Here is an 18,102-nt window from a genome sequence, read left to right on the forward strand (position 1 = left end):
AATTATATATTATTTTTAGCAAGACCTGAATTGGTAATTACAAAGATTATTTTTAGATTATAGCACGAGCGATCGAGCCAAGTAAATTTTACTATTGACACAGCGAGATCCTGTTTTTTGGTAAAGCCTGTAGGGGGGGAACGCCTGTGATATTTGACACCGATCGACAAATTATGTAAACCCGCCCCCACCCCACCCAGAAATTAACAATTAATTGTATTTAAGGGTGAGGCGAGGATGGTTGTTCGGGGTTATCGGTTGGGTGGGGGCGGGTTTATCAAGATTATTGGTGGGTGGCAAAATTGATCGGCAAACCCGCCCCTACAGATTTTATTCAATATTTTACCATCAATTGTATCCCACATTTTACCATCCATGTAGGGGCGGTTTTATCAAGATATTTGACAGCCACCGCTCAATATCCACTATCCCAGTTAGGTGGACAAAGAATAGGCTTGTTTAAACCCAAGAAAGCAATTCTAGGATCGGTTTCCACCCCTTCCTGGCAAGATCCTGCGCGTGGGGCTAATCCACCAATAAACGTATTACAAATACCACATTGAGTTTTTCCATCTACAGGTCCGTCTTCTGTCATTACTGGTCCCTGGATAGCACATCCTCCCCGATTCATTGTCATATTATTGTACTTTTCAACACCTGTTACTCGGCAGTTTCTCAACTGCTGCTGTGCAGTTTGTAGACTTCCATCACATTCAGGAGGAGGTTGAGTATTACGTTGCGGTGTCCCAACAACCGTAGCGGTATAGGGTAATTGTCTTCTGGTCATATCTCTAGCCAGATCGCTATTAATTTTCGCTACTATTTGCTCAATACTTCCCTTACAAGGAGCATTAAAAGTTCCTCCACTCACTTGACCGTTATGGGAGTATTTATACTGAGCCGTGTATACACAGCAGGTACATACGGTACAACCCTCAGTTATAACTCTGTCTGCATCTGGATTATAGTCAAACTTTTCACAGTTAAGTCCCAGCCTCCTAGACTTAAGCATATTTTCAAATGATGACTTAAGGCGCTCTCTCGCAATTTCTTGTAGGTTATCAAAATTTATTCCTTTAGTTATAAGCTGAGTAATTGTGTCCCAATTATCTTTGACTTTTTTGATGAGTTTCAAAATCTTGTACTCAGATGAATCTTTTACAGCCTTCTCAAGAGCGGCATCAAGAGCAAGGTCTGTAGCATCGCCTGTAGCAGCATCAAGAGTCTTGTTGGTAATATCTTCACCAGCTTGACAAATTTCCCTGACTAGAGGTCTAAGAATACGTTCAGCAGGTCCCCCCATTTCCCTGAGTTTTTCGTCAACATCCTTTAATACTGAGGGGTCATTCCCCAAACCTAAGTCGTTTGCATTAATCCTGGGATCGTTTTCCGCTACCAGAATTGTAGTATTAGCTATCAAGATTGCTGGTTCTTTGTTGGTTACGGGTAAAAGCTTCTTTTTCGTAGAGTTTGGGCTTAATAAATTACTAGCTAAAACAAGATTTTGTGAAGTAGAATTCCTGTTTGGGTCAAAACGCAATACACCTTTTTTTCCTGAAATGTCATAGCGTAGTTCTATAAAGGGGTTATCGTCCACAAAGGTAAATTTTACATCAGAGCCAGCCTCAATATCAATTTGTTTACCATCTGGTTGGAACTGGTAAGAGTATGAAACCCCGCCGCAGGTGTTGTTATCAGGAGCAATAATTTGGATTGATTCTTGAAATATCTGCTCCTTATTAATGACTCTGAAAATTTTATTGACACGACAACCTTCTCCAGTAACAAACTGCGTTTCAAGTCGATCTGGCGCAATTTTTCGGGTGCCTACGAGTGAAGAGTTATTTCTCCTAGTACCGGAACGGGGTGACTGTGAATTAACAGGAATAGAAGGATTTGGAGACTGAGGACGATTTGGTGCATTAGAATTATCAAAATCAGGACGCAGCGGCTGATTCGGTCCCGGATCTTGAGGAAACGGCGGCGCCTGCGGATTACTCCCAGGCCGCACACTCGGTGCATCATCAAACTCCCCCGGAGCTCGCTGCACCAACCAATCCGAAATATTCCTTTCTACAGCAGGCGGAGTCGCCGCCACCACCCGATCGGACCAATTAGCTAAATTCACCGTGCAAATAGTAGAATTAAAACTAAAAACCGTACAAAGTGCAGCCGATAAAGCCCGATTAACAATCGTACCAGGAGCCAGCAAAGCACTCATTAAAAAAGCAAAAAAACTGACAATACCCAGAGCCAAAATACGAATATGACGCATAATTCACCTCAACTTAATGATTAAATGATTACTGAACAATAGTGACTAGAGTTCCTACCTTTACCTGAGAAAATAATTCCTCTGCATCCTGGCTATACATCCGCAAACAGCCGTGAGAAATAGCCTGTCCCACTGTTTGTGGCTGGTTGGTGCTGTGAAAGCCATACCAAATTCGACCTTCAGCAGAAAATCCAATCCAGTAACTACCTAGCGGATTTGCCGGATCGCCGGCGGGGACAATTTGACCAGTCAATGGGTTCATCCAAATTGGGTCGCGAACCATCTGAACAACGCTAAAAGTTCCAATAGGTGTTTCCCATCCAGCTCTGCCGATACCTAGGGGGTATTTTTTAACCTCAACTGCACCCCGGTAAACTGTCACTTGGCGACGACTAAGACGGACTTCTAGGCGAGTTTCCTGATTAACTGGCGGTTGCAATTCAAGAGATAAGCGATCGCTCACTTGGGCCAACACAAGAGGTTGGTGGCTAACAATTAAACCTGTGGCTGCTGTCCACAAAACTACCCAACTTGAGAGTGACGTGAAAATCTTAAACATCTTGTACATAAGCACTACCAACCACCACAAACCAGTTGAGAATTAGGAGGAAGGCGAGGCCAAGGCGCTTGTCGCTCCATTGTGAAGGGAATTGTCACTTTACTGCGATCGGGCTTACCATCGGAGAAGGCAATCTGACCCTTGATTTTGAAACCGCGATCGCTAATATCACCTGTTAATTGTCCGTTGCCAAATTGCAAAGGGATGCTGCTAGTAATCTGCTCTCCCAAACGCTGTCCTTTACCTAAACCGCTGCTATTTTGATAAAAACTGGAAATTGTGAGATTATCTCCATCCTCAGTAATTTCTACCATCGCAGTATAAGGTTGTCCTCCACCAACAAATCCCGATTCAGGGTTGTATCCAAAATCTGTAGGTGAACTAAATTTCCACTTGCCAGTAACAGGACAAGTAACCCTTGCGTTAGATATCGAGGGCGATGGAACGTTTGAATTTCGATCGGGATTATCAAATTCAGGGCGGATAATATTAGGCCCTGGATCTTCAGGATACGGCGGTGCTTGTCCATTGCTAGCAACAGACAGCGTACTTGCGACGGCAACAAAACTAGCGATTCCTAAAGCAAAACAACGAACATGACGCATGATTTCTTTCAACTCCTTTCAAATTCGTCTCTGCCAATAAATTAAAATCGATTGTCTTGTAAGGGCGGGTTCACCAATAACCATCGAACATTACAGACAAGACAAATAAACCCGCCCCCACCCCGTGAAAGCGCGATCGCCCTCACGCCCTAAAACGGCAAAATTCTCCGAATTCCCCTCTGAATCACATCCTTAAATACCTCTTGAGCAAAATCTCCAAACCAACCCTGCGCTTCCCCAGGTTTTACCTCTTCCGCATCCGCATTTTCCGCAGGTTTCTCATCAACCTTCAAAGCAGATTTCTCCATCCCCACCTGCGACATCATCCCCACAAAAGTATTAATCGGAATCGCTGAATTAAACCCCGTTTTTACTTCTTCTTGCCTTCCCCCTGCCTCATTTTGCACTCGCCCAACTGTATCTCCCTGTCCGTGAATGCCAATCACTCGGCCGCTAACATCAAATACTGGCCCACCACTCATTCCCCGCCGCGTCACTGCGTCGTAACGCATCGTATATCCTTGCTCGTTACTCGATCGCACATTAGTAACTTGCCCATTCGTAAACTGATATTCCCGTTCTTGACTTCCCACACCCGCAGGCAAAGGATACCCCGAAATATAAACCCCTGAACCGATTTCGGCTTCATCCGAATTGCTAATTGGTGCAACTGAATATTCCTCGTCACTCTCGAACATCACAACTGCTAAATCCGGCCCGCTGTCATTATTCTGAAAACCCTTAACTTCCGTCACTTTATGCTCTTTCTTCTTAGAAGTAACAATCACGTACTCGGAATTAGGATTTATCACCACATGATTCGCCGTTAACACCGTGTAAATCTTGCCTTTCTTAGCAATGATTACCCCAGAACCGCCTTTATCACTAGCTAGGGTATTATTAATTTGTACTGTAGTAGGAACGGCAATTCGAGCTACTTCTCTAGCCGTTTTTGCCATTGCGGGCTGACCGATCGCAATTGTTGCTACCGCTACCGTTCCTGCTATAATTCCAGGAATGTAATTAGACCGATTAAAACCTAAATTCATAAACTAACTCCGTTGATAATCTGAAACTAAATATCTTGCACTTTCTCGCCGATCCGACAGGGATTGAAATCCCTGTCTCAAAGCATAAGTCCACTTAAGTGGACTAAATATCCCGCTTATTTCTGAGTTCGCGTAGGCGGACTTCGTTTTTGTAGAAGCGATTTCAATCGCCGAGTGACTGAAAAATTCAGTCCTCTTTAGAGGACTTTAGCTAAAAGCCCCGTGGATTTTAATCCCTGGCGGATAATGGGTAATTTGCCGATCGACTGTAAGACGAAATAAATCGCAAATAGGTACTAATTGGAATTCCCCAACTAGAATTAACCATTTGCTCTAACATTGTCCCTGACGGTTCTGTTCCATCTTCAAACGCATACACTCCAAAATCTGGCTCGCGATTTTTTACCCGCCCATTAATGCCAATTAATAACCCCTGACTGTTAAAAATTGGCCCGCCGCTCATCCCGACAGCAATATCATTTGTGTAACCCAAACGATAGCCTTGAGCGAGGGATTTTGGCGGCAGCACTGATACAACGCCTTGAGTAAACCGAAAAGCTCGAATTCCTTGGTCGAATGTAGTAGTTGAACTACCTCCCCGATACATGGGAAATCCTGCGGCAAATACAGGTGCTCCTACTGTTAATAAATCAGTGCTAATTCTGGTTACTTGATACTGAATGGAACTGCGAAATTGGACGATCGCCAGATCCGCATTTCCCAACTGCAACGGCGCTCTCAAAAGCCGATACCTCTGGCCGTCGGGCGCAATAATGGTATGCTGCTGGCTGAAAGCCACAACGTGCCAACTCGTCAGCACCGTATAAACTTGCCCCTGTCGCCGGACGATCGCCCCGGAACCAGAAGAATTCGGTGTTAAAATTCGCACAGTCATCAACCTCGCCAACCGCTCAATATTGGCACTTTGACTGTCAGCAACCCCATAATTCGCCATCACCGGTTGAGCGGCGATTCTTATTGGAAAAAGACTCGCCGCGATCGCACAAATTGCCACGATGCGTAGCAAATTGCTCACCTTAAAGCTCCCGCATTCCACCACCAGTGGGCTGTTGAGGTGCCGGCTGATTGTTAGCCGGTGCTGGCTGATTGTTAGCCGGCGCAGGAGGCGCTACAGAGTTGCCGCCTTCGTCCCCTAACCGCGGGCGCGCGTCAATGTAAGGCATCGCATCGCTTTCAGACAGCGCAGGCGCACCCGCTTGCCCCTCGCGCAACCCCATGAATTGATACAATGTGCGAACCGCGTCTTGACCTGGTTTGAGTGTATAAATTAAGCCGTCGCAGCGTGAGTTGACTTGACTAGCGGTGCAAATCACTCGCTGTCCGTTCATGTAGCCAACTGTCACAAACTTTAGCTGTTTGTTCTGGCGGAAGGTTTCCAAGCGCCCGCTAACTTCGCGGCAGCGCGTCATGGGATCGTAGCCAGAGTCGCGGAAGTAGTCGGAAACCCAGTTAATCCAAACCTCCCGTACCCCTTGGCGGTTTTGGTAAACCGTCGATGGTGAACCGGAGGATGTGTCACACATAAAGCCTGACGCTGATTGGCTTTGGCTGGGTTTAGCGCTCAAAGCTAGGCTGCCGATCGCGATCGCCCCCGCTAAGACAGTTAGAAATTGTCGTTTAATCTCACTTTTCATCAACTTTACCTCACATTACAATTTGTTTCCTAAAACAACAGGCTGGGGGAAGTGGCAAAAAGATACAAAGTTCTTTGCCACTTCCCCCAGCCCCGCGAAACTCACATTCGTCACAGACTAGGCGCAGTGACTTGATATTCAGTAGTTTTTAAGGTCAAATGCTGTCGATATTCACAACCGTACAGCTACAATAGATACACTAATAGATACACTTGAGTTTTTTTCTCTATTGTTAATCATTATTGTAAATCCTTTTCAACAGCCTGTCAACGCCTCAATCAGAAATAAGTTTTTGGCTAGTAAAAGGTGGGGCGATCGCTATTTTTTTCACCGCACAGCGACGCGGATGGAAAAAGGGCGATCGCATTCTTGAGTAAAGTGCGATCGCTACAGCAACTCAGATTTATACTTGTTTTTGGAAGGCGCGTTAATATTGTGCCACTCGCCATTTAAACTTAATCTAGAGTAACAATCTCAAGGAACACAAAAAAATAATGCGTATTTTATTTGTATCCGCCGAAGCATCACCCCTCGCCAAAGTGGGCGGTATGGGCGATGTCGTCGGCGCTTTGCCGAAATTTCTGCGGCGCATGGGCCACGATGTCCGCATCTTCATGCCCTACTACGGTTTCGTCCCCGACAAAATGGACGTTCCCAAAAAACCTGTTTGGGATGGATCTGCCATGTTCCAAAGCTTCTCGGTGTTTGAAACTGTTTTGCCGGGAACCGATGTACCTTTATACTTATTACAACATCCATCTTTCTTACCGCGCCGCGTTTACGGCGGTGTAGATGAAGATTGGAGGTTCACTTTCTTTGCCAATGCTGCGGCTGAATTTGCCTGGAATCATTGGAAGCCCCAAATTATCCACTGTCACGACTGGCATACGGGGATGATACCTGTTTGGATGAGCCAAGATCCCGATATCAGCACGGTTTTTACTATTCACAATTTAGCTTATCAAGGGCCGTGGCGCTGGCGTTTGGAGCAGATGACTTGGTGTCCTTGGTATATGCAAGGTCACAATACAATGGCTGCCGCCGTACAGTTTGCCGATCGAGTAAATACAGTTTCACCGACTTACGCCGAGCAAATCAAAACCCCAGCTTATGGGGAAACTTTGGAAGGTTTGCTGTCTTATCTCGGCGGTAAAGTATCGGGCATTTTGAATGGAATTGATACAGAATCTTACAACCCAGCAACTGACAAGTACCTCCATCAACAATTTAGTGTTGATACTATTGAAAAGCGCCCCGCTAATAAAATTGCGCTGCAAGAAGAAGTCGGTTTGGAAGTAAATAAAAATGCCTTTTTGATCGGCATGGTGACAAGGCTGGTAGAACAGAAGGGATTGGATTTGATAATTCAAATGCTCGATCTGTTCATGGCCTATACCGACGCTCAATTTATTGTACTCGGAACGGGCGATCGCTACTACGAAACCCAACTCTGGCAAATGACAGCCCGCTATCCCGGTAGGATGTCCACCCAATTACTCTACAACGAGGCCCTCTCTCGGCGCGTTTACGCAGGCTGCGACAGCTTCCTGATGCCCAGCCGTTTCGAGCCCTGCGGCATCAGCCAAATGCTCGCCCTCCGCTACGGGTGCGTGCCAATGGTTCGCCGCACCGGCGGTTTAGTCGATACCGTTTCCCACAACAACCCGATCGACAATACCGGTACCGGTTACTGTTTCGATCGCTACGAACCCCTCGACTTGTTCACCTGCATGATCAGAACTTGGGAAGGTTTCCGCTACAAAGATAAGTGGAGAGAACTGCAACAGCGCGGCATGAGAGAAGATTTTAGCTGGGATATTTCGGCCCGGAAATACGTCAACTTGTACAGCGATATTTTGGGACTGCCACCCGAAGGAATCGCACCGGAACAAGAGCCAGAATTGATCGTTGGTAAGGGTTAATTGGTAATGGGTAAGTTGACTGTTGACAGTTGACTGGTGACAGTTGACTGTTGACAGTTGTTATTTGTTAGTTTTTGGTTCCAATGCCCAATTCCCAATTCCCAATGCCCAATACCCAATTCCCAATTAATCAACAAATAAATCGAGAGGTAAATGACCGTAAGTGCCACTAACTCCACCTTCTGAGGAAGATTGACACGACACCAAAACGCCCCGGTAAGTTCCGGGATAGCCATCAACATAATACGACCCCTTCAAAGTATTGAACTTAATATAAACCGAACCAGCAAAGGTCGAGACAGCATTGGGATCTAAAACAGCTTGATATCCCAAAGCTTTTAAATAAGCTTCTAAAGCTAAAAACCCCTCATCCGTCGAAGAAGCGCACACTCCCAACATTTGATAATCCGACAAACTTGCTACCAGCAAAATCGCTTGACGGAGTGCCTGTTTTTCCAGCGGCGATGCTACAGATTGCATATCCAGACAAGTAAAATCTTTGAGGATTTGCTGTGCTTCTTCAACAGTTAGGGTAGTCTGGTTTTGAGTAGACATGAATTGCTCTGATATTTCCCAAAATTACGATCGACACTGGGGTACTCGTCAACGAATTTCTGCCCTTGCAACCCTCGATCGACGGCGGTAACACTTGCACAAGTCCTGATTATAGCCCATTGTGTGCTCTGGCAATCCATTCGGGCGATCGTCTTCGAGGGCTTCGCCAACGCCCGTATCGCACAAAAAAGCTAGTAGTTTTTAGCGATGTTTTCAAGTTTAGATCAGTCCGCCTTTTTTCAGTTTTGCTAGCGCATCTTCAGCCGCATTTTTCTCAGCATCCTTTTTGCTTTTGCCTTTACCTTCTCCATAGAGTTTCTCTGCAACATAAACTTTAGCGAGAAATTCCGGCTTGTGGGGTGTGCCTCCTGCTTGGACTGTCACGTATTTGGGGGGAGTCGTGTCACCATTGGATTGTACCCATTCTTGAAAGCGATTTTTCGAGTCTACAGTCGATCGAGTTTCCACAACATTTTCGGGAACAGAATCAAACATTTGTTGCACAAAGTTGCGAACTTTGTCCATGTCTTGCGTGTCGAGATAGTAAGCGCCAATAAATGCTTCAAAAGTGCTGCTGAGCAAATTTGGATTAGTAATCCCACCTTCTCGATAAGCTCCTTTTCCGAGCCGCATTTTTAAGTCTAAACCTATTTCAGTAGCAAATCTGGCTAATTGTTTTTCATCTACTAATGCAGAACGTCGGCGAGTCAGTTGGTCTTCTCCCATTTCTGGATGACGCTGATAGAGGTATTCGCCGCTGAGAAAAGTCAGCAAAGCATCACCGAGAAATTCTAAGCGTTCGTTGTCTTCTTCGCGGAATGTGGGGTTTTCGTTGACGTAGGAACGGTGAGTGAGGGCTTGGCGCAGCAGTTTTTCATTGTTGAATTCGGGAAGGGTCATTTGTATTTCTTTTGTTGGGTTAGTTAATGGCATAGGAGTTTTGTAAGGGTTATTTTTTTTTGAGTTGGGTGTTATTATGTGGACATGAAAGAGCCGCAGATAACGGTTGGTTTGGAGAATCTAGTTTATCAAATAAACTGGATTTTTGCTATCTGCGACCTGGTGAATGTCTAGGAAGTTTAGGCAGTCAGTTTGTAAGTCTCGATCGACTTCGGCAATTCATCGACAAAGTAAAATCCATCCGCAAGCTTTTTGAGATTGTGACTATCATTACCTTTGCGGGCAACAATTATTACCTTCTTCCCCTTTTCATGCAGCTTGCGAATCAAAATTTCACCGTAGCCGTCTCCAGACACAATAATAAATGTGTGTGGGTATAGGCTACTTGACGCCTCGCTATAGCACTCGCCAAACAAATTAAAGTCTACAGCACCTGTGATTTTTACCGGTTCATGAACAAATTCAAAATCTAGACAGCGTAAAGTTTCTTTTGCTTCCTTATTTTGTTTTTCCCAATTGTTGTAAACTTTGCGGTTGACGACACATCCCAGTCCACTAGCAAAGAGTAATAAATCTTTGGCTCGTTTGTAATCAGGGATGTTCTGATAATCCCAATAAATGGAAACTAAAGGCTGAGACTGGCTTTTTTGTTGGCCTGTGGTTCGATGATTGTCTGTCATTGGATCGTTCCTAAAAAAGGGTTAGCAGACAGCATCAATAAATTACCCATCTAGCACGAAGTATTGTTTTTGGGTTCGCTCAAAAATGAGCTCGCCCATTTAACAAATGGCTCTAGTAACAAACTATGAATTTAGTTTGTAGTTGTTTGGTTAGCGTCTCAGCGATACGATGTGTAAACTTCGGCTAGGGGTTCTAAAAACCCGTTGATATACACATTTAAACAAATGTTGTGCCAGCCGAAATAAACCCATCATCCTCGCTGAGACGACTTAACCAACACTCCTTGCTTTTGAATGAGGGTGTTTATCTCAGCTATACTACTTGGATGCTTTCACATTAATTCTAAAATGTCAATGGGTAATCTGATTTATTTTTTGAGCTTGATTTTATGAACGGGACTTATGCGATCCGACAAAAGAAACCGGGATTTTTATCGAATCTGCGGGATGCAGCGAAGTATTTTCGCAAAAAAACCCGGTTTCTGGCTACTTGTGGGTAAGTCTCAATTGTCAGCTATAGTCTATTAGGGGAAATTTTACACCAAATGGGATGATACCATAATCCTAAAACAGTGTAATTTTTACCCTATGTTGCGAACTTGCAGAACGTCGCGACGCGACAAATGGTTTAGCTGGCTGAGTGAGTCAATGGAAGCTTGGGATTTTTGCCGTCGGTGGTTCCACGCCACACAAGAAGAAGAAAAAGCCAGAGGCTACAAAGCGCGTTGCAACCTGCTTCTGGTAAAGGTTTTAGGCGTTAATATTGATGCCGTCAAGCGGTGGGGGCCGAGTTTTGAAAAAATGCCAGACCACCACAAGCGTACCTTGTCATACGCTGACACGCTGCGAGAGATGATAGAGGTTGCTGGCAAAAATGAAGATTTTTTGGAGGAGGTACTAGAACGAATCAAAAACAAATCTAAGAAAATAGGGGAATATTTACACTGAATGGGTGGTGTCAAGCGGGCTGGGTGTTGTATTTTTTGGATGTAGCACTCAACTAGCAAAAGCCTTTAATCACTGTGACACAAAGTTTTTTATCGAATTCCAGCAGCGACGCCATTCAACTTCCCGCGTCCCTGCTAACTCCCGACGCAGCAAATCCTGAGAAAGAACCCCTCAAACATCTGCTGATAGGTTCTCCCCAAGCTGTCAGGAGTACAATTTACCTACTCCACGCGCGCGGGTACGCTGAGGTTGGTGTCTGGAGTCCCCTGCTACCAACTGCTAAAAGTGGTGAGGTGATGAGTATTTTTGTGAAATACCTTCGCATCTAATAGATTCAGATTGCATGGTGCCCCGGAATTATGCTGTGTGCGAAACAATTAGGGTTTGCTCTTCCGGGGCACCCCAGGCGGAGTGTCACTAGATTTTTGCTATTTTATATTAACTAAAAATTATTTTTCTGACATCCTTCGACCCACGCGCCCTGACCTCAGAAACCCGGTTTCTACGAAATTTTGCGACGAGTCACAAAAAATACAAGAAGAAACCGGGTTTCTCGCCTCCGATGCGATCGCCCCTCTCCCAGCAAGCCTCTCCCGCTGATCTGCGGCATTTAAACAGTAAATGTAAAAATATGTTGCAAACTTGGTACTGCTGTGTTAAGTTTAGTTACATAAGGTTGAAATTAAACGAGGTTTCTGGTCATGGAAAACAAAGACGCAAAGTTGGGCTTCACTGAGTTCGCTGAAACCTGGAACGGCCGTTTGGCAATGTTGGGCTTCGTTATCGGCCTAGCTACCGAATTCCTCACCGGTCAAGGCATTCTCTCTCAAATCGGTTTGATGTAATCAGCTTAACTGCATACAATAGCTGAAATTCAGTCGGGCGATCGACCCCATCACAAGTGCACTCATCCCCCCGCTAAGAAGTCCCCTTCACTTCACGCGGAAGGGGATGAGTGCATTTTTTATCAAAAAATCCCACAGAGGGCACAAACAAAAATCTTTTTCAGTCTCAATATTTATCGCGAGACTAACTCCAGCAAACTAAGCAATTTCTACAGAATCAAAAATCCTCAATTTAGGAGTCAAAGTAGCAACCTTCACCAAACCGTCGCGTTTGTGATTCCGCACGCTGTTACGTAAAATCATCTCCGACAGATCGGGCATTTCCTGCCAGCAGTGCGAGCAGAACCAATAAAGGCGATTGTGGCGAGCGTGGCGGAGCAATTGAGAGGAGCAACAAGGGCAACTATTCATGATATTTTAAACCTTTTTTGAAGATATGGAGCGATAACCCAATCATTAGAGAGATTCACGACTGCCTGCACATCTCAATTCCAGGCACCAAAATAAAAAATCTCTTTCACTCACAGCTTTGAGCGTCGCGCAAGTAGCACTTTTGGAGGCCCAAGAGTAACATCACAATCAAAAGCTGAACGCTCCAAGGAGCCCAAGAGAAACCCCAAATAAAACAACCCAGCCCGGCCCAAGCCACAAGAACAAAAATATCTTGAGAGGTTTGCCAGTAAACCCAGACTGCTGCCAGAGAAACTATTAGTAGCAAAATGTAAGCTGAGGGCATAATCGTCATCTCCCAATGTGTCTGTCAACAGTCAGGAGCGATCCCTGACGTTCTGCTTAAACATAAAACTAAAACCTGAAGAACTTATGAAGACGAGTGAGTTGTCACAAAAAGTAAAATACTCCTGCCAGCTTATATTTGTCCGAGAAATCCACAGGAATATTCAGTTCATGGCTGAGGTCGAATCCGGTTAAATGGACCCACTACCAATAGGGAATTAGGCATCATCTATTTGTGTCAATTTCACCTCAAAGATCGGCAGGGTTGAAACGCCTAAACGCCTGCCGGACTGCGGTTTTTAGTCTTAAGCTGACAGGACGAAAGGCACGGCGCCTAAGCTCCTACATATATCCTGTCCGATCGACCGGATTTTATCTAAGGAACCAGACCAAAGAAACCAAGTTTTTTTAACTCTCTTTGCCTGCAAAACTACTGCTTAAAAAGCTGCACAATTCAAGGCGGGCGATCGATCTATTCTTGCTCCCAGCCCAAAGCCTCAGCGACCTGAGCCGCCAAAAACATCGGTTCAAAAGGCTTAGCAATCACGCTCACCACCCCCAAATCCGCGAACATCCGCCTGTCGCCAGCCAGAGCCTTAGCTGTCAATAAAATTACCGGAATGTGCTGCGTAGCCTTATTAGCTTGTAACTGTATAAAAGTAGTAGGCCCGTCTTGGTCGGGCATCATCACGTCCAATAGAATCGCATCAGGCTGTTCAGCAAGAGCCTTAGCAACACCCTCGCGGCCCGAACTCGCTGTCAGGACTTCCCAGCCCCCCACCAGTTCAAGACTGACTTGAGCTACTTCCCGAATATCTTCCGCATCGTCAATAACCAAGATGCGCTTGGCAGTCAAAATTAACATTTTTTTAGCAAGGAGAACTAATTACAGATTAGAGGCGAAATGTGAATATTTTATAAAGCAAATAATCTTACCCGATCGGACTTTACCGAAAAACTGGGTCTAAAGCCCAGTCCTTCGCTTGACGGCTTTTCCTCTTTAAGCTTATCAATCCAGTCCTCTACAAGTTGGGTCATTCTTTTTTCTTTCTGTTTGGCAATTCTCCGCAACTTCTCTAGCCGACTCACGGCAATGCGAATACTTAATCTTTCTCTGACCATTTGGCTACCCACTCGCTACCTATTAGGTTATCATAGTTAGCATGAAAACATTGAAGTTCAAGCTATATCAAAGCAAGCGGAATAAACACCTCAAGCGAAGTATCAATGCTGCCGGGGTGATTTATAACCATTGCATTGCACTTCACAAACGGTACTACCGGATGTGGGGAAAGCATTTGAATTGTGCAAAACTTCAATCGCATATTGCCAAACACAGAAAGCGTAAAGCGTTCTGGCAAACGGTCGGCTCTCAAGCGGTGCAGGATATCTGCCAACGCATTGAGAAAGCCTACCAACTGTTTTTTAAACATCACAAGAAAGGAGTTAGACCGCCCGGATTCAAGAAAGTTCGCAGATACAAATCCTTCACTCTCAAGCAAGCTGGCTACAAATTCTTAGGCGGCAATCGAATTAAGATTGGGAATCGCGTTTATCAGTATTGGAATTCCAGAGAGATAGAGGGGACGGTCAAGACGTTAACCATTAAACGCACGACATTAGGAGAGCTATTTATGGTTGTGGTCGTTGACAGCGTTGAAGAACCTGAAACCAAAGCCGAGACGAGTAGAATCGCTGGCGCAAGATTTCGGCTTGAAAACGTTTCTCACCTGCTCAGATGGAACAAAAATCGAATCACCGCAATTTCTGAAACAGTCCCTCAACGCTATTAAGAAAGCAAATCGTCAGCATTCCAAAAAACGGAAAGGCTCAGCGAACCGGGAAAGAGCAAGACTCAATCTAGTTCGCAAGCACGAGGATGTAGTGAATCGTCGCTCTGATTGGTTCTGGAAATTGGCTCACGAACTAACTGATAAGTTCGACGTGCTGTGCTTTGAGACGTTGAATCTAAAAGGAATGCAACGACTTTGGGGACGTAAAATCTCAGACCTGGCATTCGGCGAATTTCTCCAAATTCTCGAATGGGTTGCCAAGAAGAAAGGAAAACAAGTAGTTTTCATTGATCGTTGGTATCCATCTAGTAAGACTTGTTCCCATTGTGGACACAAACTGAAAGAGTTGGATCTCTCAGTTCGTGAATGGCGCTGTCCGTCCTGTCAAAAGGTGAATGATAGAGACGAGAATGCAGCTAAAAATATTTGTGCGGTTGGGGCATCAACCGTTAAGTTAGGTGATGTTAGACAGGCTATGCCTGCAATTGCTGTTTGAGCTTAGAATCCCCTCGCCTGAAGGCCCGGGAGTATGTCAAAGTAAATTTTCAAAACTGTATAGCAGATGTTGAAGGAAGAAGGAACAAGGAAGACCGAAGTTGTAATCGACCGCCAGGGTTTTAACTAAGAACGTCCTAACCGTCTGGCGCGGTTGCTGTAAAATATCCCACCCAAAAAAAGCCGCTTTTCGACCTCAAATTGTGCTTTTTGCCCGCAGTCCCCAAACTGCAGAAAAGGCTGAGATTGTTTGTCGATGAGTCGATCGAACAATCTGCACAAAATCACTAACGTTGGGTACGCCTGGGTAGAAATTAACTTTCATTTGCCAGCCCCTCCCTCAGAAGTGGCAGACTTAAGAAAAAAGTGCTGCCCTCCCCCACAACGCTCTCCACCCACATCCGCCCCCCGTGCTGCTGCACGATACTGCGACAAATAGCCAGCCCCAAACCAGTACCTCCCTTCTGGCGAGAATCAGAAGCATCAACTTGTTGAAAGCGTTCAAAGACCATCTCCAGTTTGTCTGACGGAATACCCCGCCCTTGGTCTTTCACAGCAATGACGATGTACCACGAGCTCGGAACTGGCAAATGCGGAGGCGCGGCGGCAGGCTCAGGAGACAACAAAGACGGAGACGACACCGACTTGGGCGCTGCTTTTTCTGCCAAATCCGGATTGTGGGTCAACTCCCCGCTCAGCCAAACCGTAGCGCCGGAGGGAGAAAATTTAATAGCATTACTGAGTAAATTTGTCAAGGCTTGAATTAGCCGATCGGGAACAGCTTGCAATTGCGCCCCCACAGGCTTCACCGACAGAGTAACTCCCGCCGGCTTCGCCATTCCCTGCATCTCGTCAGCCGCCTGCAACATCAGGTCAGCCACATTGCAAGTTTGTTTGATGGCAGTGCTGTAACTCGACTCCATCCGCTCTAAATCTAGGATGTCGTTGACCAAGCGCACCAAACGGTCAGTGTTAGTGACAGCAATCTCCAGCATCCGCTTAGCTTTCTGGGGGTAAGCGTCCAGCAGGCCGCTGTTGAGGAGGCCGAGGGCGCCGTGAATCGAGGTCATGGGCGTCCGCAGTTCGTGGCTGACAACAGAGATGAATTCATCTTTCATGCGCTCGACGGCAAGCTGCTCCGTGATATCCTTAAAAGTCACCACAGCTCCAATAATTTCGCCTTGTTCTCGCATCGGAGCGACAACGTACTCAACCGGAAAACTGCTGCCGTCTCGCCGCCAAAAAATCTCATCGGTGACGCGCCGCGCCTCTCCGTCTTCCAAGGTGGCTAAAATTTGAGAACTTACCCGGTTCGGCAGCAGTTTGCCCGCCTGCGGTGCGGCGCAGTGTGGGACAAGTTCAGAGCCTGAATTGATGTCTGTTGCAGGCGACAGTTGCTCGATCGCCCTTGAGCATTCTTGCTGTGCACGGTGTAAACTTTCATAGAGTGGTCGATCGATCAATTGCTTCGATTCGCACCCAGCCATTCTCACCGCCGCAGGATTGACAAAAGTTACTTTTCCCTGTTTGTTCAACCCGCAAATTCCTTCTCCTGCGGAGAACAAAATCATTTCTGTTTGGTGGCGGAGTTGTTCAAAGGCTTTTTCGACTCGCTTGCTGTCGCTGATGTCGCGAGAGATTGTCGAAACGCCCGTTACCGCTCCAGTCGCGTCTTTAATCGGAGAAATCGTCAGGGAGACATCTATCTGTTGGCCATCTTTCCGCAAGTGCACGGTTTCGTAATGGTCGATGGTGGCTCCAGCTCTAATATTTTCCAATATTTGAGGCATTTCCTTGGGGCGTTCGGGTATTGCTAAAATCTCGATCGACTGCCCCTTGATTTCCGCCGCACAGTAGCCGTAAATCTTCTCTGCTCCTGCGTTCCAGCTCTGAATTGTCCCGGTGAGAGTTTTGCCGACGATGCCGTCGTCGGAAGACTCGACAATCGACGCCAAGCGCACGAGTTCGTCTCTAGTTTGCTTGTATTCCGTGATGTCGCGGCCCAAAATCACGATACTTTTGCGTCTGCCGTCGGGGTGAAATACGGGTACTTTAATCACGTCGTAGATTTTCACAGTACCGTCCGATCGGGGAATCATTTCTTCACCCCTAGAAAGCTTACCTTTTGCCCACGCTTCTCGATCGCTGACCTCGCACGCCTGTAGGGCCTCGCGGTAAAAAATGCTGAGTTCTCCTAGCTGAAAATCTTTAAGGCCGCGGTAGTCTATTTTTTCTAGCTCGAACACTTCCAATATCGCTTGATTTGCCTCCTGCCACCTGCCCTCGCCATCTTTAAAGCAGACAATATCTGGCATGGCATTCATCAGCAAGTCGAGATACGAGTTTTCTCGCGGTGCAGCTTCTACCTCGGCCCGCTTGGCGATTTCCCGTTGCAGGTTTTCGTTTGCCGTTTGCAGCGAGTCCTTTAACAAACTTTCTGTAAAAGTCTGTTCTTTAATTATTTCCTGAAGTCTGTGGAGTTCTAGCGACTGCCGCCTGCGAGCCAACAAATTCTCTACCCGCAAGTGCAGTTGGGCAGGTTCGGCGGAAGTTACTATCAATTCGTCTATTCTGCCTTCGAGTTGTTTTGCCTTCAGCGAAAATGGCGGCTCAAAAACAGCAGGCGTTTGGGATTTACTAACAAGCAAAAACGGTAAAAATATCGGCTCGGCTGCAGCTTTTAATGATTCTACCAGCGGCCCGATACGATCGAAAGAGGCCTCGTCGAGAATGCACAAGTCAAAAGCGATTTGGGGAATGGGAAATTCCGAGTTGGGTTCTAAAGCGCGATCGAGTACAATCACCTCATGCTCGGTCTTGAGGTGGGCGATCGGCAAATTAAGTTGTTGGTGGCGATCGACCAAGAGTAAAATGCGGCTCATTAGTGTGTTAATTTCCCCATGACTAATGATATGATGAGCGGTAAATTAACTCTTATAATAAAGTTTTTATTCATGACTTTAGTCCTCTTTTTTCTGAGGACTGAAGCCCTCATTACAAACATATTCTATCGCGCCAGATCGACCGTATGCGATCGGGATGATAAAGGTATTAGGCAGCCAGAGTTGAAGCCGCAATTCAATAAA

General features: G+C 45.9%; 21 protein-coding genes. 7 read left to right on the forward strand and 14 right to left on the reverse strand.

What is annotated here, in order from left to right; genetic code table 11:
- Positions 1 to 415: 415 nt before the first annotated feature.
- The 6 genes from QUB16_RS00095 to QUB16_RS00120 form a co-directional block, all read right to left on the reverse strand.
- Positions 416 to 2,275, reverse strand: a complete 1,860-nt coding sequence (locus tag QUB16_RS00095) for a hypothetical protein (RefSeq protein WP_333313165.1) — start codon at positions 2,273 to 2,275, stop codon at positions 416 to 418.
- A gap of 28 nt (positions 2,276 to 2,303) precedes the next feature.
- On the reverse strand, positions 2,304 to 2,843 hold the full coding sequence (locus tag QUB16_RS00100) for a L,D-transpeptidase (protein ID WP_333313167.1): 540 nt from the start codon (positions 2,841 to 2,843) through the stop codon (positions 2,304 to 2,306).
- Positions 2,844 to 2,848: 5 nt separating this feature from the next.
- The gene (locus tag QUB16_RS00105; RefSeq protein WP_333313169.1) at positions 2,849 to 3,439 is read right to left on the reverse strand and encodes a hypothetical protein; all 591 of its coding nucleotides are present in this window, start codon (positions 3,437 to 3,439) and stop codon (positions 2,849 to 2,851) included.
- Positions 3,440 to 3,588: 149 nt separating this feature from the next.
- Positions 3,589 to 4,488, reverse strand: coding sequence for a serine protease (locus QUB16_RS00110; RefSeq protein ID WP_333313171.1), 900 nt, complete (start codon positions 4,486 to 4,488; stop codon positions 3,589 to 3,591).
- 229 nt (positions 4,489 to 4,717) lie between these two features.
- Positions 4,718 to 5,524 carry a serine protease gene (locus tag QUB16_RS00115; protein ID WP_333313173.1) on the reverse strand — a complete coding sequence of 269 codons (807 nt, stop codon included), beginning with the start codon at positions 5,522 to 5,524 and terminating at the stop codon, positions 4,718 to 4,720.
- Position 5,525: 1 nt separating this feature from the next.
- Positions 5,526 to 6,143 (reverse strand): COP23 domain-containing protein, encoded by a 618-nt coding sequence (locus QUB16_RS00120; protein WP_015176452.1) that lies wholly within the window; start codon positions 6,141 to 6,143, stop codon positions 5,526 to 5,528.
- Positions 6,144 to 6,372: 229 nt separating this feature from the next.
- Between QUB16_RS00120 and QUB16_RS00125 the strand changes: the two genes are divergently transcribed.
- Both QUB16_RS00125 and glgA read left to right on the forward strand, forming a co-directional pair.
- Positions 6,373 to 6,516 (forward strand): hypothetical protein, encoded by a 144-nt coding sequence (locus QUB16_RS00125; protein ID WP_333155340.1) that lies wholly within the window; start codon positions 6,373 to 6,375, stop codon positions 6,514 to 6,516.
- A 121-nt stretch (positions 6,517 to 6,637) separates the two neighbouring features.
- Positions 6,638 to 8,065, forward strand: coding sequence for a glycogen synthase GlgA (gene glgA, locus QUB16_RS00130; RefSeq protein ID WP_333210888.1), 1,428 nt, complete (start codon positions 6,638 to 6,640; stop codon positions 8,063 to 8,065).
- A 126-nt stretch (positions 8,066 to 8,191) separates the two neighbouring features.
- Here glgA and QUB16_RS00135 read toward each other — a convergent pair whose 3' ends face one another.
- From QUB16_RS00135 to QUB16_RS00145, 3 genes are all read right to left on the reverse strand, one after another.
- Positions 8,192 to 8,620, reverse strand: a complete 429-nt coding sequence (locus tag QUB16_RS00135; protein WP_333313174.1) for a DUF1824 family protein — start codon at positions 8,618 to 8,620, stop codon at positions 8,192 to 8,194.
- Between the two features lie 219 nt (positions 8,621 to 8,839).
- Positions 8,840 to 9,520, reverse strand: a complete 681-nt coding sequence (gene rnc / locus QUB16_RS00140; protein WP_333313175.1) for a ribonuclease III — start codon at positions 9,518 to 9,520, stop codon at positions 8,840 to 8,842.
- Between the two features lie 179 nt (positions 9,521 to 9,699).
- Positions 9,700 to 10,200, reverse strand: a complete 501-nt coding sequence (locus tag QUB16_RS00145) for an NYN domain-containing protein (protein WP_333313176.1) — start codon at positions 10,198 to 10,200, stop codon at positions 9,700 to 9,702.
- A 588-nt stretch (positions 10,201 to 10,788) separates the two neighbouring features.
- Here QUB16_RS00145 and QUB16_RS00150 point away from each other — a divergent pair.
- The 3 genes from QUB16_RS00150 (at position 10,789) to QUB16_RS00160 (ending at position 11,993) form a co-directional block, all read left to right on the forward strand.
- Entirely contained in the window at positions 10,789 to 11,148 is a 360-nt protein-coding gene (locus tag QUB16_RS00150) for a hypothetical protein (RefSeq protein ID WP_333172864.1), read from the forward strand.
- A gap of 74 nt (positions 11,149 to 11,222) precedes the next feature.
- Positions 11,223 to 11,477, forward strand: a complete 255-nt coding sequence (locus QUB16_RS00155; RefSeq protein ID WP_015176458.1) for a hypothetical protein — start codon at positions 11,223 to 11,225, stop codon at positions 11,475 to 11,477.
- A gap of 372 nt (positions 11,478 to 11,849) precedes the next feature.
- A complete protein-coding gene (locus tag QUB16_RS00160) occupies positions 11,850 to 11,993 on the forward strand; it encodes a chlorophyll a/b-binding protein (protein WP_006632525.1) in 144 nt (47 codons plus the stop codon).
- A 198-nt stretch (positions 11,994 to 12,191) separates the two neighbouring features.
- On the opposite strand, the gene QUB16_RS00165 is transcribed toward QUB16_RS00160, so the two are convergent.
- The 4 genes from QUB16_RS00165 to QUB16_RS00180 form a co-directional block, all read right to left on the reverse strand.
- Entirely contained in the window at positions 12,192 to 12,404 is a 213-nt protein-coding gene (locus tag QUB16_RS00165) for a hypothetical protein (protein ID WP_333313178.1), read from the reverse strand.
- 106 nt (positions 12,405 to 12,510) lie between these two features.
- Positions 12,511 to 12,729 (reverse strand): hypothetical protein, encoded by a 219-nt coding sequence (locus QUB16_RS00170; RefSeq protein ID WP_333313180.1) that lies wholly within the window; start codon positions 12,727 to 12,729, stop codon positions 12,511 to 12,513.
- A 471-nt stretch (positions 12,730 to 13,200) separates the two neighbouring features.
- Positions 13,201 to 13,593: a response regulator gene (locus QUB16_RS00175; RefSeq protein ID WP_333104178.1), complete on the reverse strand. Its 393-nt coding sequence runs from the start codon at positions 13,591 to 13,593 to the stop codon at positions 13,201 to 13,203.
- Between the two features lie 50 nt (positions 13,594 to 13,643).
- Positions 13,644 to 13,850, reverse strand: a complete 207-nt coding sequence (locus QUB16_RS00180) for a hypothetical protein (RefSeq protein ID WP_333313182.1) — start codon at positions 13,848 to 13,850, stop codon at positions 13,644 to 13,646.
- 41 nt (positions 13,851 to 13,891) lie between these two features.
- On the opposite strand from QUB16_RS00180, the gene QUB16_RS00185 reads away from it, so the two are divergent.
- Together QUB16_RS00185 and QUB16_RS00190 are read left to right on the forward strand one after the other, a co-directional pair.
- Positions 13,892 to 14,521, forward strand: coding sequence for a hypothetical protein (locus QUB16_RS00185; protein WP_333313423.1), 630 nt, complete (start codon positions 13,892 to 13,894; stop codon positions 14,519 to 14,521).
- Positions 14,424 to 15,017 carry an RNA-guided endonuclease TnpB family protein gene (locus QUB16_RS00190; protein WP_333313418.1) on the forward strand — a complete coding sequence of 198 codons (594 nt, stop codon included), beginning with the start codon at positions 14,424 to 14,426 and terminating at the stop codon, positions 15,015 to 15,017. The genes QUB16_RS00185 and QUB16_RS00190 overlap by 98 nt, the downstream gene beginning before the upstream one ends.
- Before the next feature lie 313 nt (positions 15,018 to 15,330).
- Here the strand turns inward: QUB16_RS00190 and QUB16_RS00195 are convergent, their stop codons facing one another.
- Positions 15,331 to 17,898 carry a PAS domain S-box protein gene (locus QUB16_RS00195; protein ID WP_333313184.1) on the reverse strand — a complete coding sequence of 856 codons (2,568 nt, stop codon included), beginning with the start codon at positions 17,896 to 17,898 and terminating at the stop codon, positions 15,331 to 15,333.
- Positions 17,899 to 18,102 lie beyond the last annotated feature (204 nt).

It is taken from the genome of Microcoleus sp. D3_18a_C4 (assembly GCF_036702415.1).
Taxonomy (GTDB): Bacteria; Cyanobacteriota; Cyanobacteriia; order Cyanobacteriales; family Microcoleaceae; genus Microcoleus.